The sequence below is a fragment of the Ancylobacter sp. 3268 genome, from assembly GCF_031456575.1.
GTDB lineage: Bacteria > Pseudomonadota > Alphaproteobacteria > Rhizobiales > Xanthobacteraceae > Ancylobacter.
The window spans coordinates 131,777-151,914 of the sequence record NZ_JAVDUX010000014.1 but is presented as its reverse complement, the minus strand read 5'-3'; the positions used below and the strand labels follow the sequence as shown (position 1 = coordinate 151,914).

19 protein-coding genes and 1 pseudogene are annotated in these 20,138 nt (G+C 68.6%); 12 read left to right on the top strand and 8 right to left on the bottom strand.

What is annotated here, in order from left to right; translation table 11 throughout:
* Window positions 1-49: 49 nt before the first annotated feature.
* From J2X65_RS19610 to J2X65_RS19600, 3 genes are all read left to right on the top strand, one after another.
* A complete protein-coding gene (locus tag J2X65_RS19610) occupies window positions 50-337 on the top strand; it encodes a hypothetical protein (protein WP_310204504.1) in 288 nt (95 codons plus the stop codon).
* Window positions 338-374: 37 nt separating this feature from the next.
* Entirely contained in the window at window positions 375-1,808 is a 1,434-nt protein-coding gene (gndA, locus tag J2X65_RS19605; RefSeq protein WP_310204501.1) for an NADP-dependent phosphogluconate dehydrogenase, read from the top strand.
* Window positions 1,809-1,908: 100 nt separating this feature from the next.
* Complete coding sequence (locus tag J2X65_RS19600; RefSeq protein ID WP_310204498.1) at window positions 1,909-2,496, top strand: hypothetical protein; 588 nt, start codon at window positions 1,909-1,911, stop codon at window positions 2,494-2,496.
* A gap of 383 nt (window positions 2,497-2,879) precedes the next feature.
* Here the strand turns inward: J2X65_RS19600 and J2X65_RS19595 are convergent, their stop codons facing one another.
* Entirely contained in the window at window positions 2,880-4,214 is a 1,335-nt protein-coding gene (locus J2X65_RS19595) for a homoserine dehydrogenase (RefSeq protein ID WP_310204495.1), read from the bottom strand.
* Between the two features lie 96 nt (window positions 4,215-4,310).
* Window positions 4,311-5,330 carry a sugar-binding transcriptional regulator gene (locus J2X65_RS19590; RefSeq protein ID WP_310204493.1) on the bottom strand — a complete coding sequence of 340 codons (1,020 nt, stop codon included), beginning with the start codon at window positions 5,328-5,330 and terminating at the stop codon, window positions 4,311-4,313.
* Window positions 5,331-5,540: 210 nt separating this feature from the next.
* Here J2X65_RS19590 and J2X65_RS19585 point away from each other — a divergent pair, with 210 nt between their 5' ends.
* On the top strand, window positions 5,541-5,990 hold the full coding sequence (locus J2X65_RS19585; RefSeq protein WP_310204490.1) for a MarR family transcriptional regulator: 450 nt from the start codon (window positions 5,541-5,543) through the stop codon (window positions 5,988-5,990).
* Window positions 5,991-6,099: 109 nt separating this feature from the next.
* Here the strand turns inward: J2X65_RS19585 and J2X65_RS19580 are convergent, their stop codons facing one another.
* Entirely contained in the window at window positions 6,100-7,062 is a 963-nt protein-coding gene (locus tag J2X65_RS19580) for a LysR family transcriptional regulator (protein ID WP_310204487.1), read from the bottom strand.
* Window positions 7,063-7,221: 159 nt separating this feature from the next.
* Here J2X65_RS19580 and J2X65_RS19575 point away from each other — a divergent pair, with 159 nt between their 5' ends.
* From J2X65_RS19575 to moaB, 4 genes are all read left to right on the top strand, one after another.
* Complete coding sequence (locus J2X65_RS19575) at window positions 7,222-8,166, top strand: ring-cleaving dioxygenase (RefSeq protein WP_310204485.1); 945 nt, start codon at window positions 7,222-7,224, stop codon at window positions 8,164-8,166.
* Between the two features lie 70 nt (window positions 8,167-8,236).
* Window positions 8,237-8,887, top strand: a complete 651-nt coding sequence (locus J2X65_RS19570) for an alpha/beta hydrolase (protein WP_310204482.1) — start codon at window positions 8,237-8,239, stop codon at window positions 8,885-8,887.
* A 190-nt stretch (window positions 8,888-9,077) separates the two neighbouring features.
* Window positions 9,078-9,974, top strand: a complete 897-nt coding sequence (locus J2X65_RS19565) for a neutral zinc metallopeptidase (protein ID WP_310204479.1) — start codon at window positions 9,078-9,080, stop codon at window positions 9,972-9,974.
* Window positions 9,975-10,079: 105 nt separating this feature from the next.
* Window positions 10,080-10,643: a molybdenum cofactor biosynthesis protein B gene (gene moaB, locus J2X65_RS19560; protein WP_310204476.1), complete on the top strand. Its 564-nt coding sequence runs from the start codon at window positions 10,080-10,082 to the stop codon at window positions 10,641-10,643.
* 27 nt (window positions 10,644-10,670) lie between these two features.
* Here the strand turns inward: moaB and J2X65_RS19555 are convergent, their stop codons facing one another.
* Window positions 10,671-11,261, bottom strand: coding sequence for a glycosyl transferase (locus J2X65_RS19555; protein WP_310204473.1), 591 nt, complete (start codon window positions 11,259-11,261; stop codon window positions 10,671-10,673).
* A 187-nt stretch (window positions 11,262-11,448) separates the two neighbouring features.
* Here J2X65_RS19555 and J2X65_RS19550 point away from each other — a divergent pair, with 187 nt between their 5' ends.
* Both J2X65_RS19550 and J2X65_RS19545 read left to right on the top strand, forming a co-directional pair.
* Window positions 11,449-12,726 (top strand): PA0069 family radical SAM protein, encoded by a 1,278-nt coding sequence (locus tag J2X65_RS19550; RefSeq protein ID WP_310204471.1) that lies wholly within the window; start codon window positions 11,449-11,451, stop codon window positions 12,724-12,726.
* Between the two features lie 372 nt (window positions 12,727-13,098).
* Window positions 13,099-13,623: a VOC family protein gene (locus J2X65_RS19545; protein WP_310204468.1), complete on the top strand. Its 525-nt coding sequence runs from the start codon at window positions 13,099-13,101 to the stop codon at window positions 13,621-13,623.
* 1,064 nt (window positions 13,624-14,687) lie between these two features.
* Here the strand turns inward: J2X65_RS19545 and J2X65_RS19540 are convergent.
* Entirely contained in the window at window positions 14,688-15,374 is a 687-nt protein-coding gene (locus J2X65_RS19540; protein ID WP_310204465.1) for a DsbA family protein, read from the bottom strand.
* Between the two features lie 142 nt (window positions 15,375-15,516).
* On the bottom strand, window positions 15,517-16,008 hold the full coding sequence (locus J2X65_RS19535; protein WP_310204462.1) for a DciA family protein: 492 nt from the start codon (window positions 16,006-16,008) through the stop codon (window positions 15,517-15,519).
* A gap of 153 nt (window positions 16,009-16,161) precedes the next feature.
* Here J2X65_RS19535 and mutY point away from each other — a divergent pair, with 153 nt between their 5' ends.
* Complete coding sequence (mutY, locus tag J2X65_RS19530; RefSeq protein ID WP_310204458.1) at window positions 16,162-17,280, top strand: A/G-specific adenine glycosylase; 1,119 nt, start codon at window positions 16,162-16,164, stop codon at window positions 17,278-17,280.
* A gap of 99 nt (window positions 17,281-17,379) precedes the next feature.
* Complete coding sequence (locus J2X65_RS19525; RefSeq protein ID WP_404977760.1) at window positions 17,380-17,556, top strand: CsbD family protein; 177 nt, start codon at window positions 17,380-17,382, stop codon at window positions 17,554-17,556.
* Between the two features lie 173 nt (window positions 17,557-17,729).
* Here the strand turns inward: J2X65_RS19525 and J2X65_RS19520 are convergent.
* Together J2X65_RS19520 and J2X65_RS19515 are read right to left on the bottom strand one after the other, a co-directional pair.
* Window positions 17,730-18,334: pseudogene (locus J2X65_RS19520) on the bottom strand (glutathione S-transferase family protein).
* A 166-nt stretch (window positions 18,335-18,500) separates the two neighbouring features.
* On the bottom strand, window positions 18,501-19,694 hold the full coding sequence (locus J2X65_RS19515) for a site-specific DNA-methyltransferase (RefSeq protein ID WP_310204450.1): 1,194 nt from the start codon (window positions 19,692-19,694) through the stop codon (window positions 18,501-18,503).
* Between the last annotated feature and the right edge of the window lie 444 nt (window positions 19,695-20,138).

Genomic DNA, 20,138 nt, shown 5'->3' with positions numbered 1-20,138 from the left:
GCTGCCCCCTGCGTCAGCCCCGCCCCAAAAGCCCCCAAGGAGACCTCACATGAGCGACGCCCCCGCGCTTTCCCCCATCGCCGCCTTCGCCAGCTGGGACAAGGACGACCAGGGGCGGCTGAAGATGTGGCCGCTGCAGGCCTTCACCACCGCGCTGATGAATGGCGAGTCGGTGGGCCTGCGCCTGGAGATCGGCGCGCCGCCCAAGCCGGGCGAGCCGGTTCCCGCCTTGCAGATCGTGCTGCGCCCCGAGCAGGTGCGCGAGCTCGCCAATGCGCTGGCCGAAGCGGAGGCGCGTCTGGCCGACGCGCATTTCGCCACCGTCGGCCGCGCCTGAAACCTTGTTCCTTTCCTGACAGCAGAACGGTAGCTTCATGACCAAGCTCGCGGATATCGGCGTCTACGGCCTCGCCACCATGGGCGCGAATCTCGCCCGCAACGCCGCCGGCAAAGGCTTCACCGTGGCGGTGGCCAACCGCAACCACGAGCGGACCGACGAACTCATCGCCGAACATGGCCATGAGGGTACCTTCGTGCCGGCGCGCGGCATCGCCGACTTCGTCGCCGCCATCGCCAGGCCGCGGCCGATCCTGATCATGGTGAAGGCCGGCGCGCCGGTCGACGCGGTGATCGAGGAGCTGCTGCCGCATCTCGATCCCGGCGACATCATCATCGACGGCGGCAACTCGCTGTTCACTGACACCGCGCGCCGCAATGCCTACCTCAAGGACAAGGGCCTGCGCTTCGTCGGCATGGGGGTGTCCGGTGGCGAGGAGGGCGCGCTGGTCGGCCCCTCGATGATGCCGGGCGGCGAGGTCGAGGCCTATGAGCGCGTCGCGCCGATGTTCACCCGCATGGCGGCGCAGGTCGACGGCGAGCCGTGCTGCACCCATATCGGCCCCGACGGCGCCGGCCATTATGTGAAGATGGTGCATAATGGCATCGAATATGCCGACATGCAGCTGATCGCCGAGGCCTATGACCTGTTGAAGACCCTGCACGGTCTGGACGCCCCGGCCATCGGCGAGATCTTCGCCGAGTGGAACAAGGGCGAGCTCGATTCCTACCTGATCGAGATCACCGCCGAGGTGCTGAAGAAGACCGATGCCGCCACCGGCACGCCGCTGGTCGACGTCATCACCGACGAGGCGGAGCAGAAGGGCACCGGCCTGTGGACCTCCAAGTCGGCGCTCGATCTCGGCGTGCCGCTCACCGCCATCACCGAGGCGGTGTTCGCCCGCGTGCTGTCGAGCCGGCGCGGCCAGCGCATCGAGGCGGAGAAGCTGCTCACCCACGCCAAGGCGCCGGTGACCCCGGCCACCGCTGAAGCCATCGAGGTGATCCGCGCCGGGCTTTATGCCTCGAAGATCGTCGCCTATGCCCAGGGCTTCCAGCAGCTTCAGGTGGCTTCCGACGACTATGGGTGGAACCTCAAGCTGGGCGACCTCGCCACCATCTGGCGCGGCGGCTGCATCATCCGCGCCCGCTTCCTCAACCGCATCCGCGAGGCCTATGGCGACGGGGCGCCGGTATCGAGCCTGCTGTTCGAGCCGTATTTCCGCGAGGCTGTGCTGGCCGCCGAGCCGAAATGGCGGCAGGTGGTGGGCGAGGCGGTGGCGGCGGGCGTGCCGACCCCGGCCTTCTCCTCGGCGCTGGCCTATTATGACGGGCTGCGCCGGGCGCGCGGGCCGGCGAACCTCTTGCAGGGCCTGCGCGACTATTTCGGCGCCCACACTTATGGAAGGCTCGACAAGCCGGGCAAGTTCCACACCCGCTGGGCGCAGGACGGTAGCGAAGTGAAGGCGTGAGGGGTGGGGGCGATCTCGTCCTGTTAAGTAGGCAAATGGGAGGGTACCCTCCCATTTGCCTACAAAATTATTCTCGCTATGGGCGGAGACGATGAATGCAATGATGCATTATGTCGGTATCTCGGGTGGTGAGCTTCCAGTTGAACGGCTCGATTTCGGTCACGGTGTCGAAATGCGCCGGACCTACGCCCACCTGATGTCTCCTTGTGTGATGGCATTTTCACCCGCAGAGCAAGGGAAACCCCATCCAGCGCCTTGGCGAGCCGCAAAGGGAGGTTTTTCTTTTGACATCACGATCGAACTACGTATCGGGGATGGCTACCAGCGAGGCGGTTTTAATATTACGGAAACCGCTACTTTAATCGTTGCTCTGGCTCGATTGGGGTTTACCCCATATCTCGCTGCTCCAGTCACAATTGACATGCCATTTTCGGAAGCGGCTCAAAGCAAAGTGGAGCCAACGATCACTCCATTAGAAATTCAAAGTCACAATTTTCTAAAAGGCAATGATCGACCGGAGGAATTATCACTCGACGAACTCAACTGGCTGAAAGACACTTGGCACCCATTAACTGAGCTGGTCCAGACAAATCCTCAATTTCTTGCTGCCCTACTGGCTTGGGATTCCTGCCGGGTTCGTATGCGGGCCTCTCAATCCATGCTGACCATTTGGGCTGCCCTTGAGTAGCTTTTTTCGCCTTCGTCAGGAGAATTGCGGCACAGAGTCGCCGCTAATATAGCCGCCTACCTTGAGCCGCGTGGGCCTGAGCGTCTAGCTACTTACAAACGAGTTTTGAAGCTATATGACGCCCGTTCTTTGGCGTCTCATACAACTAAAGAAGTGAATCGTGATGTGATGCTGGAAAGTTGGGTCATTCTTCGTAACGCTCTCATGAAGATGATCTCGGAGCGTCACGTTCCTTCACAATCCGACTTTGAGCATCTGATATATGCCGATGTTTCTTCTGTTGAGGTCGGCGCAATTTCCTGGGGCGGTCAACCAAATTTAAATCAAAAATCCAATGTAAATTCAGACTAGCCATCTGAACCTCTTTTGGACTTCCGCCCCCCTCACGCCGCCAGATATTGCGCGTCGGACTGGTCGAGGCGGCGGCGCATCTGGGTGACCACCAGCGCCTCGTCGGGCGCGCAGTTCTCGTAAGTGAGCCGCTCGCCGGCGCGGATCGGCCGCAGCACCCGCGCCTTCTCGGCGAGGCCGAGCGGCAGCGCGAACCCATCGCGTGCGGCCCGCCACTCCATGGCGAAGCCGCGATAATCATATTCGCCGATCTTGCCCAGCAACTGCCCCGGCTTGAGGTCGCGCTTGGCCACCGCCGTGCATTCCGCCACCGGATGGTCGAGCACCTCCATGTCCGGCCGGCCGTGCAGCACCGCGCGCACCGCCGACAGCGGCACCTCCAGGCTGGTGAGGTGATAGGGCCGCACGAGCGCGAAGCACGGGCCGGGCCCCACCTTGAGGTCGGCCATGCGCTCGATCACCCGCGGATGGCGCGGCTTCACCACGCAGAACACGCCGGGCGCCACGCCCTTGCCGATGGAATAGTCCACCACGCCCGAACGGCCGAGGATGCCGCCATCCTCCTTGGTGCAGAGAACCTGCGCCAGTTCCTCGCGCGTCGCCGTCGGGCCGTGCATGCCCGGCACGTCCGGCACCAGGCCGGTGGCGTTGGCGAGCGCGGTCATCTCCACCATGGTCTTGGAGCCGTCGACGAACTCCACCAGCATGCGCGGGTTCATGTTTCTCGCGCGTGCCTCCGCCTCGAACTCGTCGGGCGTGGCGTCGAATTTCAGCGGGTTGTTCTTGCCCTTGCCGGCGGCGACGATCTCGAAGCCGAGCGACTGGGCGAAGCCGATCAACTCGATGGTGGCGGCCGGCTCGTCGCCGGCCGCGCCGGTGAGCACCACCCCGGCCTTGCGGGCTTCCTGCTTCAGCCAGCGGCCGATGGTGATGTCGGCCTCGACATTCAGCATCACCACATGCTTGCCGTGGCGCATGGCATCGAGCGCCACCTCGGTACCGACATTCGGATTGCCGGTGGCGTCGATCACGACATCGATGCGGCCGGCGGCGCAGAAGGCGCGGAAATCGTCGGTGATGGCGATCTGGCCGGCCTCGATGGCGCGGTCGACGGCGGCGGGGTTCGAGGTGGCGACAAGGTCGCTGCGCGCATGGCCGGCCATCAGCGCCGCATCGATGGCGGCCTGGCCGTCGATCTCCGAGATCGCGCCGATGCGCACGCCCGGCATCAGCGCCACCTGCACCACGAGGTCGGTGCCCATCTGCCCGGCGCCGGCCAAGCCGATGGTGACCGGGCCATGCGCCTGCGTCCACCTATCCAGTTCGGCGGCGAGACCCGACCGCGCGATCCTGTTATCGACGTGCATGGCAAACTCCCGGGCAGCGCGGCCGTGAACCGCACATCAGCGCCCTTCGGTTACCCGACATTTGTTCCGTGTCAAATGCGGATGTGACTTTGGGGCTCAGAATTGCGCGCCCGCAGCGGTCAGGACACGCGCCGCCGTCGCCTCGTCGGTGATGAACACGGTGGGCCGCAGCAGCCGCAGCGCGCCGAGGATCGCCTCGGTCTTGCCCGGCCCGCCGGAGGTGAGGATGCGCTGCGGCGTCGCGCACAGCGTCTCCAGCGGGATCGACATCACCCGCGTATTGATCGGGTGGTCGACCGGGCGCCCTTGAATGTCGATGAAGTTGTAGGCGATGTCGCCCACCGCCCCGGCCGCCACCAGCGTTTCCCAGTCCGCCGGCGAGAAGAAGCCGAATCGCAGCGAGGTGCTGGTCTCCTCCATCTCGCCGACGCTCAGCACCACCGCGTCCATCTCGCGGGCGCGGTTATAGACGTTGGAGAGGCCGCAGCGCTCGATAAGCGCCCGCTTGGTCTCCACGCTGTCGACGATGGCAGGGGCGGCGATGAGGTGGCAGTCGGCCTGGAACAGCCGCGACAGCTGCCAGGCGAATTCGGACGGGTTGTACTGCTTGGCCTTGGTGATGCCGCCGAGCAGCGACACCACCGACAGGTTGCTCACCGACTTCTCGTCGATGAAGCCGAGCGCCCGCATCAGCGTGCGGCCCCAGCCGAAACCGATGGTCATGTCGGAGGCGATCAACTCGGAAATGAACTGGCCGGTGGCGGCGCCGATGGCGTGGGTGGCATCGGCTTCCGGGCCGGATACCGGCGCGACGATCGCCTCCTTGAGGCCGAACGCCTTCTGCAGGCCCATCTCCAGCCGCGGCAATTCGGCGATCTCGCGCGACAGCGATATCTTCACCTCGTTGAGGCTGCGGGCGTCGGCGAGCAGCCGCACCACGGTGACGCGGCCGATATCGAGCGCCTCGGCGATGGCGCTCTGCGTCATGCCCTCGACATAGTACATCCAGGCGGCGCGCAGCCGCAGGCGCGCCGAGCGCCGGCCGGTGGCGCTGAGGCCGGAATAGGCATCCGCGGCAGCGGTGGCGGGATTCGCTTTCGCAGCGCCTTCGGACATCTAACCCCGTTTCTCCATCATTCTCCCCCGATGCTATAGAGGAGAGGCCCTCTCTCTTCAAATGCCGCCCGCTGGGCGGGTGAAATTTCCGCCGGGCGGAAAAACCGGCGCCGTTCGCCGGCGATCCGCCGCGCGACCTGGCCGCGCGAGCTGGCGGATAAGCGAAATCCCGCTTGAGGTGGCCCTCAATCACGGGCAGAGTCCCGCCTGATGCACGACACCTCGGACAAGCTGAAGCTGGACGATTTCCTGTGTTTCGCCGTTTATTCGGCGAACCATGCGTTCAATCGCGTCTACAAGCCGCTGCTCGACCGCCTCGGCCTCACCTATCCGCAATATCTCGCCATGGTGACGCTGTGGGCGCAGGACGGGCTCACCGTCGGGCAGATCGGCGACAAGGTGCTGCTGGAGACCAATACGCTCACTCCGCTCCTGAAGCGGCTGGAGACCGCCGGCCTGGTGCGCCGGGTGCGCGACGCGCAGGACGAGCGGCAGGTGCGCATCTTCCTCACCGATAAGGGCCGGGGGCTGAAGGCCGAGGCGCTGGCGGTGCCGAAGGAGATGGGCATCTGCCTCGCCCGCGACCGCCAAGCGGTGGAGCGGCTGACCGGCGAACTGGCCGCCCTGCGCGACACGCTGCTCGCCAAGACGAAAAGCTGAGACGACGAAGAGCTGAGACGACGAAAAGCCGGGACGGCGGACTGTCCTCAGCTTATGCCGGCATGCCGTCGCACCAGGCCATCCTTGCCGGCGTCCGGGCCGGGGCTCGCTATTCCGCCGCCGCAGATTCGCTGGCCGCGGGCGGTGCGGCGTCCAGCGAGAGGCCGCCGCCCTCGATGAAGCGGCGATGCTTGCCGATCTGCTCGGCGAGGAAGTCCAGAAACGCCCGCACCCGCGGCGCATGGCGCAGGTCCGGGTGGGTCAGCAGCCACAGATCGGCGGCGAAATCCGGCACCGGCGGGGTGAGCCGCACCAGCGAGGGCCTGGCGTCGCCGATCATGCAGGGAATGTGGCCGATGCCGAGCCCCGCCTCCACCGCCTCGGCAAGACCCAGCACGGTGTTGACCCGGTAGCCGAGATTTTCCGGCGGCACGTTCTTCAGCGCATATTTCACCGCCTTCAGCGCCCCCATGGTCTCGCCCAGCGCCACCCAGTTGCATTTGGTCAGGCTGGCCTCGTCCACCGCCGCCGGATCGGGAAAGTCCTCGGCGCGGCCATACAGCGCCCAGGCGATGCGGGCGAGGCGGCGGCCGACCAGGTTCTCCGGCGGGTTGTCGGTGGCGCGGATGGCGACGTCGGCATCGCGCCGCGACAGGTTCAGCGCCTGGTTCGACAGGACGATGTCGAGCTGCACCTGCGGGTAGCGGCGGCGGAAATCCGCCATCATCGGGATCAGGAGGTGGATCAGCAGCGAATCCGGCGTGGTGATGCGCAACTCGCCGCAGGGCGCCGGCTCGCGCCCGGCGATGCGGCGGCCGGTGGAGGTGATCTCGTCGTCGAGCCGCTGCGCCAGCGCCACCAACTCCTCGCCGGCGGGGGTGAGCGCGTAGCCGGTGCGGTGGCGCTCGAACAGCGTGGCGCCGAGCGCCTCCTCGATCTGCTTCAGCCGCCGGAACACGGTGGAATGGTTGACGCCGATCTGCGCCGCAGCCGCCGGCAGGCCCTTGGCATCCGCCACCGCCTTGATCAGGCGGAAATCATCCCAGGCGAGATTCTTGAACGGATCGGCCATGGCGGGTGCCCCTCATTGCAGGGGCCTTTACATATCAGCACAGGGTAGATTGCGTCAATGCAATTGAAATGACATGGCAAGCCGGAGTTCCGGGCATATTTGTAGATCCACGAGAGGGCGCCACTGCAAACGACCCGGCGCTCCAGAGAGGGCAAGACCATGACCGACACCCTGATCCGCAACGGCATCCACCACGTCACCGCGATCGCCGGCAATGCGCGCCGCAATGTCGAGTTCTACACCCGTACCCTCGGGCTGCGGCTGGTGAAGAAGACCGTCAATTTCGACGATCCCGGCACCTATCACTTCTATTATGGCGACGAGACCGGCACGCCCGGCACCATCCTCACCTTCTTCCCGTGGGACCATGTGGCGCCCGGCCGGCTCGGCATCGGCGAGACGCAGGAAACCGCGTTCCGGGTGCCGGAGGCCTCGATCGGCTACTGGACGCATCGCTTCGTCGACAAGGGCATCGCCTATCAGGCGCCGGTGAAGCGCTTCGGCCAGACCGTGCTGGCGTTCAAGGATCCGCATGGCATGCGCCTGGCGCTCGTCGGGGTGCCCGGCATCGAGAACGAGGGGGCCTGGATCGGCACCGATGTTCCCGCCGAGCATGCCATTCGCGGTTTCCACTCGGTGAACCTGCTGCTTGCCGACGCGGCGCCGACCGGCGCCATCCTGACCGACGTGCTCGGCTTCAAGGAGATCGGCCGCGAGGGCTCGCTGGTGCGCTTCCAGGCCGAAGGCACGGATATCGGCGGCATCGTCGACATCCATGAGGCCGGCGGCTTCCTGCCCGCCCGCATGGGTGGCGGCTCGGTGCACCACATCGCTTTCCGCGCCGCCGACGACGCGGCGGAGTTCGCGATGGTGAAGAAGCTGCAGGAGAACCACGGCATCCGCACCACCGAGCAGAAGGACCGCAACTACTTCCGGTCCGTCTACTTCCGCGAGCCCGGCCACGTGCTGTTCGAGATCGCCACCGACATTCCCGGCTTCGCCGCCGACGAGCCGGTCGCGACCCTCGGCGAGGCGCTCAAGCTGCCGGACTTCCTGGAAAGCCGCCGCGCCAATATCGAGGCGGTGCTGCCGGACGTCGCCTGACGCATCCTTCCGCCCTGCCTCCTCGCCGGAGGCGGGGCGGCCTTTCCCGATCACATGACAGGAGGCCGACATGACCGCTGCCACTCGTTTGGCCGCGCCCGCCCCGAGCTTTGTCCACCGCTATGTGCCGGCCGCCGTGCCCGGCCGGCCGCCGGTGCTGCTGCTGCACGGCACCGGCGGCAATGAGGAGGACCTGCTCGGCCTCGGCGAGCGCGTGGCGCCGGGTTCGGCGCTGATCTCGCCGCGCGGCAAGGTGGCGGAGGGCGGCGCGAACCGCTTCTTCCGCCGCTTCGCCGAGGGGGTGTTCGACGAAGACGATCTCATCGCGCGCACCCACGAGCTTGCCGATTTCGTCGCGGCGATCCGCGCGCGGGAAGGAGTTCCGGCGCCGGTGGCGCTGGGCTTCTCAAACGGCGCCAACATCGCCGCGGCGATGCTGCTGCTGCGCCCGGAAGTGCTGGCCGGCGCGGTATTGCTGCGGGCGATGGCACCGTTCCGCAACCCGCCGCAGGCGGCGATCTCCGGCACGCCGGTATTGCTGCTCTCCGGCGACATGGACCCGATCGTGCCGGCGGAGAACGCCGCCCGCCTCGCGGCGACGCTGACGGGCGCCGGCGCCGAGGTGACGCATCAGGTGCTGCCGACCGGCCACGGCCTGTCCTCGCCGGACCTCAGCCTGACGCACCGGTTCCTTGCCGGCCTCGGCACGCCGGTCGGGTGAGTCCGGCCTTCCCGCCTCCCGCGGGCGGGGCCGGCTGTCGCCATGCATGAACAGGACCGCCGCGGCACCATGGAACCGGCGGCGGTCCTGCGCATTGCCGGACAGGTGCGGCTGGATCGGCGCCGCTCCCCCTACTATGGTCCGGCTTCGGATCGTGACGGCCGGCGGGTGACAGGTTCAGGAGGCGACCATGCGGTGGGAAGATTTCCGGCGCAGCGACAATGTCGAGGACCGGCGAGGCCAGGGCGGCGGTTTCGGCGGCGGCCGCTTGCCCGGCGGGCGCGGCGGGCTCGGCATTGGCGGGCTGATCATCGTCGGCCTCATCGCCTGGGCCACCGGCATCAACCCCGCGGTGCTGATCGGCGGCGCCGAGATCCTGATGGGCGGCGGCAACGGCCAGTCCCAGCAGCAACAGACGCAGAGCGCGCCGCGCCGCGCGCCGGACGACCAGCTCGGCCAGTTCGCGAGCGCCGTGCTCGCCCAGACCGAGGACGTCTGGACCGAGATCTTCAAACAGCAGGGCAAGACCTATCGCGACCCCGGCATGGTGCTGTTTTCCGGCGTCACCCGCTCGGCCTGCGGCACGGCGCAGTCGGCGATGGGGCCGTTCTATTGCCCCAACGACCAGAAGGTCTATCTCGACCTTTCCTTCTTCCAGGAGATGAAGACCCGCTTCCGCGCCTCCGGCGACTTCGCCGCCGCCTATGTCATCGCCCACGAGGTCGGCCACCATGTCGAGAACCAGATCGGCCTGCTCGCCAAGGTGCAGGAGCGCCAGCGCCAGGCGTCGCGCGCCGAGGCCAACCAGCTTTCCGTGCGCGTCGAGCTGATGGCCGACTGCCTCGCCGGGGTGTGGGCCAATCATGCCGACCAGCGCTTCAAGATCCTCGAGGACGGCGATATCGAGGAGGCGCTGAATGCCGCCTCGGCGATCGGCGACGATCGTCTGCAGAAGCAGTCGCAGGGCTATGCGGTGCCGGACAGCTTCACCCACGGCACCTCGGCGCAGCGGGTGAGCTGGTTCAAGCGCGGGTTGCAATCGGGCTCGCTGCAGCAGTGCAACACCTTCGGCAGCGGCAATATATGAGGACTAGGCGGCGGAGCCGCCGCTCGGCCGGCGCCCGCCGGGGTCTCGCAACACGCCGGCGGCGACCACATATGCGGCTTCCGCACGTTTTCGAGGCCGTTGCCCATGTCGCTTCCGCAGACCCCCGCCGCCGAGCGTCCCTTCGTGCCGCTGGCCATCGCGGTGCTGACCGTCTCCGACACCCGCACCCGCGCCGATGACCGCTCCGGCGATACGCTGGCGGCGCGCATCGAGGCCGCCGGCCACCGCCTCGCCGACCGCGCCATCGTGCCGGATGATGTCGAGGCGATCCGCGCCCGCGTCGGCGGCTGGATCGCCGATGCCGGCATCGACGTCGTCATCACCACCGGCGGCACCGGCTTCACCGGCCGCGACGTGACGCCGGAGGCGGTGGAGCCGCTATTCGAGAAGCGCATGGAGGGCTTCTCCACCGTGTTCCACATGGTGTCGTTCGCCAAGATCGGCACCTCGACGCTGCAGAGCCGGGCGACGGCGGGCGTGGCCAACGCCACCTACATCTTCTGCCTGCCCGGTTCGCCGGGGGCTTGCCGCGACGGCTGGGACGAGATCCTGGCCAAGCAGCTCGATATTCGCCACCGGCCGTGCAATTTCGTCGAGATACTGCCCCGGCTCGACGAGCACCTGAAGCGCGACAAGGCGAAAAGCTGAACGGCCGGCCGATGCGGGCCGGCGGGATCATGCCGCCGGCAGCAGCATGTGCGAGCGCAGCAGCACCATGCGGCCGCGGCCGATGCGCCCGACCAGCCGCTGCGGCGCCCGCTCGCCGCCCTCATGGCCGCCGAGCCGCTGATAGAGCCGCTGGTGGATCAGCAGCCCCTGTTCCGGCCGGGCGCGGCCGGTGGTGACCTGCCACAGGACGGTTGCCGTTTCCTTGAACCGGGTGCCGAGGCCGAAGCCATCGAGGGCGGGGCGGAAACTCGCGGCGCGTTTCTCGGCGCCGCCGGTGCGCTCCGCCTGGTCGATGAAGCTGCGGACCTCGCGCGTCCAGCCTTCCTGCAGCAGCCCGGCGGGTTCGAGGAACATCAGCCACGGCCCCCGCGCCGCCTGTGCCCCCAGCCGCAGCCGCTCGCCCCGATCGGACGGGCCGGCGAGATATTCGCAGCCGGCCGCATCGGCGACCTCGGCGATCTCGCCGGAAGATCCGGCCGCGCCGTCGACCAGCAGCACCTCGCGCACCAGCCCCGCCGCCGCGCCGGGAACCAGCGCCGCCAGAGTGGGTATTAGCAAATTGCCCGACTCGCGTGTCGGAATCACCACCGAGATCACGCGGCCCGTCCATCCCCGTCTTGCGCCGAACCTGCCGGCGACTGTCGCAAATCCCCGAGCGGCCTTGGCGGCAGCCCCCGCAAATCCTTGGGTTGCCTATAACACAAGGCTGGACAGGTGAAGCGGGATGCCAGGCGAATTCTGATATGTTCTTGATATGTTCTCATGGTTGCGCTAGCTTGGCGCCATGGAACGCCGCATCGCCCCCTCTGCCGATCCCGCTGCCGCCCTGCGGCCGCCGCCCGTCCGGCCCCCCGCCAAGCATCTCGGGCGGCTGGCGGAGGAGCGCCGCGCCCGTCGTGTGGCGGAAGAGGCGGCCGCGGCGCGCGATCCCGCCGCCGTCGCCGATCTCGATCTGCCGGCCGAGGGCGCAGGCGCCATCCCGGCGGTGGAGGCCGAGCGGCGGCGCGGCCGTGGCGCGCTCTCCAATGCCGCCGGCCGTTTCGAGCCGCATGCGCGCGAGGCTTTCGACGATGGCTGGCAGAGCCTCGATGATCTGCCCGTCTTCAAGACCACGGTGACGGTGGAACGCGCGCGCACCATCATCACCCGCAACGATTCTCCCGATGTCGGCTTCGATCGCTCGATCAATCCCTATCGCGGCTGCGAGCATGGCTGCGTCTATTGCTTCGCGCGGCCGACCCACGCCTATCAGGGCTATTCCGCCGGTCTCGATTTCGAGACAAAGCTGTTCGCCAAGCCGGATGCGCCGGAACTGCTGGCCAAGGAATTGTCCAAGCCGGGCTATGAGCCGCGCACCATCGCGCTCGGCATCAACACCGACAGCTACCAGCCGATCGAGAAGGAATGGCGGCTGACGCGGCGCATTCTGGAGGTGCTGAGCGATTTCGGCCATCCGGTCGGCATCGTCACCAAATCGGCGCTGGTCCTGCGCGACCTCGACATTCTCGCGCCGATGGCCGAGCGGGGGCTGGTCAAGGTGGCACTTTCGATCACCTCGCTCGACCACAAGCTGGCGCGGGTGATGGAGCCGCGCGCGGCCACACCGCAGCGGCGCATCGAGGCGATCCGCCGGCTCTCCGAGGCGGGGGTGCCGACGGCGGTGCTGGTGGCGCCGGTGATTCCGGCGGTCAACGATGCCGAGATCGAGCGCATCCTTGACGCCGCCGTCGCCGCCGGGGCCGGGGAGGCCGGCTATGTGATGCTGCGCCTGCCGCTGGAAATCCGCGACCTGTTCAAGGAATGGCTGCTGGCGAATTTTCCCGATCGCTACCGCCACGTGCTGTCGCTGGTGAAGGAACTGCATGGCGGCAAGGAATATGACGCCGCCTTCGGCCAGCGCATGACCGGCTCCGGCCCCTATGCCTGGACGGTGGCGCGCCGCTTCGAGCTCGCCACCCAGCGCCTGGAATTGAACCGGCGCAGCGTGCGGCTCACCACGCGGCACTTCCGCCGCCGGCCGCAGAAGGGGGAGCAATTGTCGCTCTTCGGCGAGACGGGATGACGCCGCGCCTGCCGCGGCGAACGCAGTCGGTCGTCGCTGCCGCGGCGCGGCGGCCGGACCATGGCGCGACCACGGCGCGGACCACGTCGCGACCGGGCCGGACGGAGGATATCGGCCTTGCCGGGGCGGCGGCCGTCGCAACCTACCGGCAGGCCAGTCGCCGGAGCGGAAGGGCTGGCATGCTGCCATCGGCTGACATGGCGGGGCGCAGTCTTGCTTGGGATCGACGTTGCCCGGAGCGGTCTCGCTGCCGGTGGCGGACATGACAACTGGCATGACGACGATGCCGCCTTGCCGTCTTCTCCGCGCTGGAGGGGCGGAACAGCGGCAGGGTGGCAGATGGCGCGGCGGCGGAACGAAAGGGAGGGGAAGATGTCTATGGGTAGGATGGATCGGGCCGCGGCCGCGAGGCGCGGAGCGGTGGCGGAGGTCGAGGCGAGCCGGTCGCCGCTCTCCCTCTCATTGGTGACGCTGGGTGTTTCGGATCTCGCCGTGTCGGCGGCGTTCTATGCGGCGCTCGGCATGGTGCGGCGGGATCGCGCGACGACGGGGGTGGTCTTCTTCCAGGCGGATGGACGGCGACAGCCCGGCGCGGGAGGCGTGGTGCTGGCGTTGTATCCGCGCCACGAACTCGCCGCCGATGCCGGGGTGATCCCCGGCCGTCCCGGCAGCTTTGGCGGCATCGCGCTCGCCTGCAACCGGTCGAGCCGCGAGGAGGTCGACGCGACGCTGGCCCGCGCGATGGCGGCCGGCGGCCGGCCGCTGCGCCCGGCGCAGGAGACGTTCTGGGGCGGCTATTCCGGATATGTCGCCGATCCCGACGGCTATCCATGGGAGATCGCCCATAATCCCGGCTTCCCGCTCGACGCCGAAGGCCGGGTGATATTGCCGGACTGACGGCGCCGGCAGATCGACCGGTGCCGACCTGTCGGCACCCCCTTGTCCGAGGCTCCGTCCGGCCGGCCATGTCTGGGAGACGGGTTGGTGCTTCCGGCCGTCATCTCGATGGCCGCATCTGATGAGGGTGGCCGGCGGCGCAGCTGCCGCCGGATCGGCAGCGGACACGGATCGGCGTCCCTTGCGTGCCGATACGCTGCGGCCGGCACCGTCCCAACCCGTGACGTCGGCGTGGGGAGCGCGGCCGCTGCGGGCGATGGCGGCCGGCCTCGGCCGGTCGCGGTGCGATGTCGGCGCGGCGATGAGGTGGGCGAAGGAGATACGCCCCCCGTAGGGCATGGGAGCCTCCGTCGCCATGGTTTGGAGGGACCCTCGTGGCGGCAGGATCAACGCCGAACCGCGATACCGCCCGCGCCGTCGGCGGTCTGGGGGACAGAGCCTCGCCGGAAAAGGCCGATTGGCCGCAAGTGCAAGGCCGTGGGGCGCGCCTCACCCCGTCTCGGATCGTCGCTGCCGAGGCTTCAATCGGGCTCTCAAGCGAATGAGCCGGCTGGTCATGCGGGCGGCGCGGCGGGATCGACCTTTGCTTCGCGCACCGGGAATGGTGGGCTCACGGCTTGATGCTGAACTCCCGAGCGCGGAGTCCAGCCGGCTGGAAATCAGGCAGAGCGGATCAGCCGCCGCCTGGTGGGACCGAGCCGGCATTCTCCATCGTTTGGAGCCGAGACCCTCACCCGAGAATGCCGGCACCGCGATGCGACGCCATCGGGGCGCCCATGTGCCGCTATGCCGGGCCGCCGCTGCCGGGGCTCGAGGCGGAAGCCCTGCATGGAAGATGCCGGCCGGCCATCCGCACCGAGCAGGTGGGGCCATCGTCGCGGTGCGGTGCGCGGCGGGCGCCGCGCGCCGCCGGGTGTCCGGCCCGAACCAGCGCCGCGCGTTGAAAGGTGCGGCGGAGCAAAGGCGGTGAGATTGCGCACGCGATGCCGGCCGGGCTGGGGCAGGGCGATGGTCTGCCGCCTGCCGGAAGCGGGAAAGCGACGCGCGGTGCGCGCCGCCTCGCCTCAGTTGGAGCCGATGAGCGGCGCCAGTTCCTTGTCGAGTTCCTCGGGGCTGATGGCGCCCGGCACCTTCTTGCCGTTGATGAAGAAGGTCGGGGTTGAATCGACGTTGAAATCATCGGCGCCGCGCTTGGCGGACTGGTCGATCTCGCCGGCCAGCTTGGCATCCGAAAGGCAGGCGTTGAACTGCTGCTCGGTCATGCCGCTCTGCTTGGCGATGGCGAGCAGGGCCTGCGCCGGGTTGTTGGTGAACGCCCAGTTCTTCTGGTTGTCGAACAGCGTGTCGACCATCGGGTAATATTTGCCCTCGCCGGAGCAGCGCGCCAGCATGAAGGCGGCCTTGGCGACGATGTCGAGCGGGAACTCGCGCAGCACGAACCGCACCTTGCCGGTGTCGATGTACTTTTCCTTCAGCACCGGCCAGGTGGTGGCGTGGAAATGCGCGCAATGGCCGCAGGTCATCGAGGCATATTCGACGATGGTCACCGGCGCGTCTTCCTTGCCCAGCCACTGGTCGGGCAGCGGGCCGGGCTGGAGCAGCTTGGCGGCATCGACCGTCTGGGCGTCGGCCTGGCCGACGAAACCGAGCTCGCCGAGGCCGAGGCCGCGCGGGCCGGAAAGCGCGAGCAGCGCCGCCGCGGTGAGAAGGACGGTGCCGGTGCCTTCGAGGAAGCGGCGGCGGTCGATCATTTGTCTCTCCAGATCGGAGGCGGCCGATGCGGCCGCCCGAACAATTCCATGCGCCTACAGCGAGCCTGCGATCATGGCAACGGTACGGCAGCCCCGCCTTTGGTCACTGCTGCGTGAAGCTTTCCCGTGTTTTCCTTGCTCGTCAGCGGCGGGCGCGCTCGCGCGCCACCAGCGCGCCGAGCCGGGCGAGCGCCGCGCCGAGCGCCGGATCCTCGAACGTGCCGAAACGCCCGATGCGGGCGCCGGCGCGGGCGCACTCCTCCGCGCCGGGCTCCTCGCGCGGCCGTCTCGGGCGGGCGGGCGAAGGCACCGGCCCCTGCCTGAGGCTGAGCCGGCCGATGCAGCGCCAGCCGAAATAGCGGTTCACCCGCTCGATCACCACCGGCGCCAGGTGCTGCAGTTCGATGGCATAGCCGCCCTCCACCCGCACATGCAGCACGCCGGGCTCTTGGCTCTCCGGACGCGAGGGCCAGGCGAGCCTGATCGGCTGCGCCCGCCGCGCGAGGTCGTCGCCGATGATGTCGGCCCAGCGGGTGACGATCTCCACCGAGGCGAGGCCGCGCTGCTTGCAGCTCGCCGCGATGGTCGCGTCGATGAGGTCGGCGAGCGGCTTGGGATGGGAACGCGGCGGCATGGCTTTCGGCGAGGATGGGCTCGAAGGAGCCGGATGGCGGAGTAGGCCCGGCGGAGCCGGATTGATTGTGGGCGGCGGCGGAAGCGGTCTTGCCGGCGGCGATGCGTGCGCCCACCTTGGGCCGCACAGACAAGGGAGCCGGCACACCGTTCCATGCCCGCACGCGCGAGCCTAGCATCCGTTCGCCCGGCGACAAAGCCGGCACCGGCCGGACCGTCGACCTCCGGATCGTCCGCCTCCCGGCCCGATCCCCGCGCCCTGCTGGCCTGGTATGACCGGCATCGCCGCGAATTGCCCTGGCGGGCGCCAGCCGGCACCCGGCAGCATTCCTACAAGGTGTTCCTGTCGGAGATCATGCTGCAGCAGACCACCGTGGTGACGGTGCAACCCTATTACGCCGCCTTTCTCGCCCGCTGGCCTTCGGTCGAGGCACTGGCGCGGGCGAGGCTGGAGGAGGTACTCTCCGCCTGGGCCGGGCTCGGCTACTACGCCCGTGCCCGCAACCTTCACGCCTGCGCGAAGGCGGTTGCCGATGCGCATGGCGGCGCCTTTCCCGATACCGAAGCCGGCCTGCTCGCCCTGCCGGGCATCGGCCCCTATACCGCTGCCGCCATTGCCTCCATAGCCCATGAACGCCGGGCGGCGCCGGTGGACGGCAATTGGGAGCGGGTCGTCGCCCGCCTGTTCGCCGTCGAGGAAGCGCTGCCCAAGGCGCGGAAGCAGCTGCGCGCGCTGGCCGAGACGCTGCTGCCCGACGCCCGCTTCGGCGATTTCGCACAGGCGATGATGGATCTCGGTGCCACCGTGTGCACGCCGCGCAAGCCGGCCTGCATCCTCTGTCCCTGGCGAGCGGACTGCGTCGCGCAGGCGCAGGGCACTCCCGAGGCCTATCCGGTCAAGGCCGCCAAGGCGGCGCGGCCGACGCGGCGCGGCGTCGCCTTCCTCGCGCTGCGGGCGGATGGGGCGGTGCTGGTGCGCACCCGGCCGGAAAAGGGCCTGCTCGGCGGCATGAGCGAGGTGCCCTCGACGCCATGGGAGCAGGCCGACCCGGCCAACCCCGCCGCGCATGCGCCTTTGGAGGCGCAGTGGCAGGCGCTCAATGCCACGGTCGGCCATGTGTTTAGCCATTTCGCGCTGGAACTGGCGGTCTGGCGGGCGCGCCTGCCGGCGACGACGCCCGCTCCCGCCGGTCATCGGTGGGTGGTGCCGGCGGGCTTCGGCGCGGAGGCCTTTCCCAGCGTGATGGTCAAGGTATTGCGGTATATCGACTGATTCTCGCCTGCCCGATGGACCCTTGTCGCCTGCCGCGCGTTATAGGCTCGGCTCGCACGGGTTGCGGGCAGTCAGGAGACCATGACCATGGGTAGCGCGATGGACAAGGGCAAGGGCCACGCCAACGAGGCGATGGGCCATGTCAAACAGGCCGCCGGCAAGATGGCAGGCTCGAAGAAGCTCGAGGCCGAAGGCAAGGGCCAGGAGATGAAGGGCGAAGCCCAGAAAGCCATGGGCAAGGCGAAGGACGCGGCAAAGAAGGCCGGCCATCACTAAGCCGGAGATACCCCGCGAGTGAGGAAAAGGCCGCCATGAGCGGCCTTTTCCTTTGAGTGCCAAGCTCTGGAGGGGCATTCCGCGGGCCGGACCTTCCGGGCCGGCTCTTGGGGCAGGCGATGGCCCGACCTGCGCTCCATCTGGCCGGTGGTCGGCGCCGGCGCGGCGTGGCGTCAGTCCAGCAGCCCGACATGGCCGGGCAGCGCGGCGACGCGGGCGAGCCATGCCTGGATGCCGGGAAAGCGACCGAGATCGTAGCCGCCTTGCTCCGCCGTATGGGTGTAGGCATAGAGCGCGATGTCGGCGACGCTGAAGCGGTCCCCGGCCAGCCAGTCATGGGTCGCCAGCCGCGCCTCCATCACCGCGAGCGCCTTATTGCCGGCCTCGAGCAGCTGGGCGAGCCGTTCCGGCGTCGCCAGCGCCCGGCGCTCCTCATAGATGAACAGCGCCCGGCGCACAGCGATGGCCGGCTCGTGGCTGTACTGCTCGAAGAACAGCCATTCATAGGCCTTGGCGCGGTCATAGGCGTCGGCCGGATCAGCGGCGTGCCCTCGGCCAGATGCAGCAGGATGGCGTCGGATTCGGCGAGGAAGCGGCCGTCCTCCAGCTCCACCGCCGGCACCTTGCCGATGGGATTGCGGGCGAGGAATTCCGGCGTGCGAGTCGAGCCGTCGCGCGAGGACACCGTCACCCGCTTCAGCGGCCGGCCAGTATGCGCCGCCACCAGCCGCACCTTGTAGCAATTGCCGGAATCCGGCTGTTCGTAGAGCGTGATCATGTCGCCTTCATCGCGCGGCCGCGCGCCGGTGCAGCCGCTCGCGGGCCGCGAAGCGAGCCGGCGCGCGGACTTTACCCGCGGCCGCTCCGGCTCGGCAATCCGCCTGCGCCGGCTGTCTTGCGCCAGTGTCTGGGGCGGTGACGCCCTCGACGGCCTATTCGGCGGCCTATTCGGCGGCCATCGCCATTTCCGAGCGCACCACGGCGCGCAGCCGGTCGATCGGCACCAGCCCCTCGCCGGTCTCGATGTGCCAGTAGGTCCAGCCATTGCAGGCGCCGGCGCCCTGCGCCACCGCACCGGCGCGGTGGATGGAGCCGACGGTGCCGAGGCCGGGCGCGGTCTCCAGCGACAGCGTGCCATCGGCGCGCACCAGCGCCTTCACCTGCGCCCGCGCATCGGTGAGCAGCGTGCCGGGCGTCACCAGCCCGCGCTCCACCAGCGAGGCGAAGGCGATGCGGGGGGCTTCACGCGCCGACGGGGCGGGGGCGAGCGCGGCCTCGGGAAGCGGCAGCGTCGCATCGACCCGCGCCTGCGCCGCCTCGGCGTAGCTGCGGTCGCGTTCGATGCCGATGAAGTGGCGGCGCAGCTTCTTGGCCACCGCCGCGGTGGTGCCGGAGCCCAGGAACGGGTCGAGCACCACGTCGCCGGGCTTGGAGGCGGCCAGCAGGATACGGGCGATCAGCGCTTCCGGCTTCTGGGTCGGGTGCAGCTTCCGGCCGTCCTCGTCCTTCAGCCGCTCGCCGCCGGAGCAGATCGGGAACAGCCAGTCCGAGCGCATCTGCACGTCCTCGTTGGCCGCCTTCATCGCCTCGTAATTGAAGGTGTAGCCCTTGGCGTTCGGCTCCCGCGCCGCCCAGATCAGCGTCTCATGCGCATTGGTGAAGCGACGGCCGCGGAAATTCGGCATCGGGTTGGTCTTGCGCCAGACGATGTCGTTGAGGATCCAGAAATCGAGATCCTGCAGCATCGTGCCGACGCGGAAGATGTTGTGATAGGAGCCGATCACCCATAGCGAGCCGTTGGGCTTCAGCACCCGGCGCACCGCCAGCAGCCAGGCGCGGGTGAAGGCGTCATAGGCCTGGAAGCTCTCGAACTGGTCCCAGGCGTCGTCGACGGCGTCGACCCGGCTCTCGTCCGGGCGCCTCAGCTCGCCCTGGAGCTGAAGATTGTACGGCGGATCGGCGAAGACGAGGTCTACCGACTGCGCCGGCAGCCGCGACAGTTCCGCGACGCAATCGCCGCGCAGGATGGTGTCGAGCGGGAGGGCGTCGGGTGTCGCCACCCGCGGGGCGCGGGGAGCGGAGCGGGAGGCGAGGCGGGAGAGGGCCTCGACGGCCTCGACCTTCGGCACGACTTTCATGGAACGGCACCCGACGCTTGAACGCAGACTGGAACGCAACAGCACGCGTCCACAATGTCCGCTGTTCACGGTAAAGAGCGGGTAAAGGGTTCCGATTGGATTTGACGCAAGTGGAGGCCATGGGGGCGCAACCACCTTGCCTCGGCACGCCGAAGGCCTTGCCGCCCGCCCGCCCGATTCGCGTCGCCCGCCGGTGATGGCGCCGATCACCGTCGCGCCGACCGTTGCGTCGATGTCTGGCGGATCTATGCCATGATCACCGGCATTCTCGCCGTCACGCGCGATACGGGCGGGCCGGCGCTGCCGCGTCGATGTCGCCATCGGCTGCGCTTTTGCCCTGCTGGCGCCCGGCCTTGATCGTCCGGCCGGTAAGGTCTGGCGCGGCTACGCCCGCCCCAGGGTCTTGACAGCGGCTAGGTCTCGGTGGCGGCTAGGTCTCGGCGG

Bases quoted from the DNA above. Each gene is read 5' to 3' on its own strand.
- J2X65_RS19600 (WP_310204498.1), top strand. From the start codon at position 1,909: ATGATGCATTATGTCGGTATCTCGGGTGGTGAGCTTCCAGTTGAACGG.
- J2X65_RS19595 (WP_310204495.1), bottom strand. From the start codon at position 4,214: ATGCACGTCGATAACAGGATCGCGCGGTCGGGTCTCGCCGCCGAACTG.
- J2X65_RS19585 (WP_310204490.1), top strand. From the start codon at position 5,541: ATGCACGACACCTCGGACAAGCTGAAGCTGGACGATTTCCTGTGTTTC.
- moaB (WP_310204476.1), top strand. From the start codon at position 10,080: ATGTCGCTTCCGCAGACCCCCGCCGCCGAGCGTCCCTTCGTGCCGCTG.
- J2X65_RS19580 (WP_310204487.1), bottom strand. From the start codon at position 7,062: ATGGCCGATCCGTTCAAGAATCTCGCCTGGGATGATTTCCGCCTGATC.
- J2X65_RS19515 (WP_310204450.1), bottom strand. From the start codon at position 19,694: ATGAAAGTCGTGCCGAAGGTCGAGGCCGTCGAGGCCCTCTCCCGCCTC.
- J2X65_RS19535 (WP_310204462.1), bottom strand. From the start codon at position 16,008: ATGCCGCCGCGTTCCCATCCCAAGCCGCTCGCCGACCTCATCGACGCG.
- J2X65_RS19610 (WP_310204504.1), top strand. From the start codon at position 50: ATGAGCGACGCCCCCGCGCTTTCCCCCATCGCCGCCTTCGCCAGCTGG.
- mutY (WP_310204458.1), top strand. From the start codon at position 16,162: ATGCCCGCACGCGCGAGCCTAGCATCCGTTCGCCCGGCGACAAAGCCG.
- J2X65_RS19550 (WP_310204471.1), top strand. From the start codon at position 11,449: ATGGAACGCCGCATCGCCCCCTCTGCCGATCCCGCTGCCGCCCTGCGG.
- J2X65_RS19540 (WP_310204465.1), bottom strand. From the start codon at position 15,374: ATGATCGACCGCCGCCGCTTCCTCGAAGGCACCGGCACCGTCCTTCTC.
- J2X65_RS19525 (WP_404977760.1), top strand. From the start codon at position 17,380: ATGGACAAGGGCAAGGGCCACGCCAACGAGGCGATGGGCCATGTCAAA.
- J2X65_RS19590 (WP_310204493.1), bottom strand. From the start codon at position 5,330: ATGTCCGAAGGCGCTGCGAAAGCGAATCCCGCCACCGCTGCCGCGGAT.
- J2X65_RS19575 (WP_310204485.1), top strand. From the start codon at position 7,222: ATGACCGACACCCTGATCCGCAACGGCATCCACCACGTCACCGCGATC.
- J2X65_RS19565 (WP_310204479.1), top strand. From the start codon at position 9,078: ATGCGGTGGGAAGATTTCCGGCGCAGCGACAATGTCGAGGACCGGCGA.
- J2X65_RS19570 (WP_310204482.1), top strand. From the start codon at position 8,237: ATGACCGCTGCCACTCGTTTGGCCGCGCCCGCCCCGAGCTTTGTCCAC.
- gndA (WP_310204501.1), top strand. From the start codon at position 375: ATGACCAAGCTCGCGGATATCGGCGTCTACGGCCTCGCCACCATGGGC.
- J2X65_RS19545 (WP_310204468.1), top strand. From the start codon at position 13,099: ATGTCTATGGGTAGGATGGATCGGGCCGCGGCCGCGAGGCGCGGAGCG.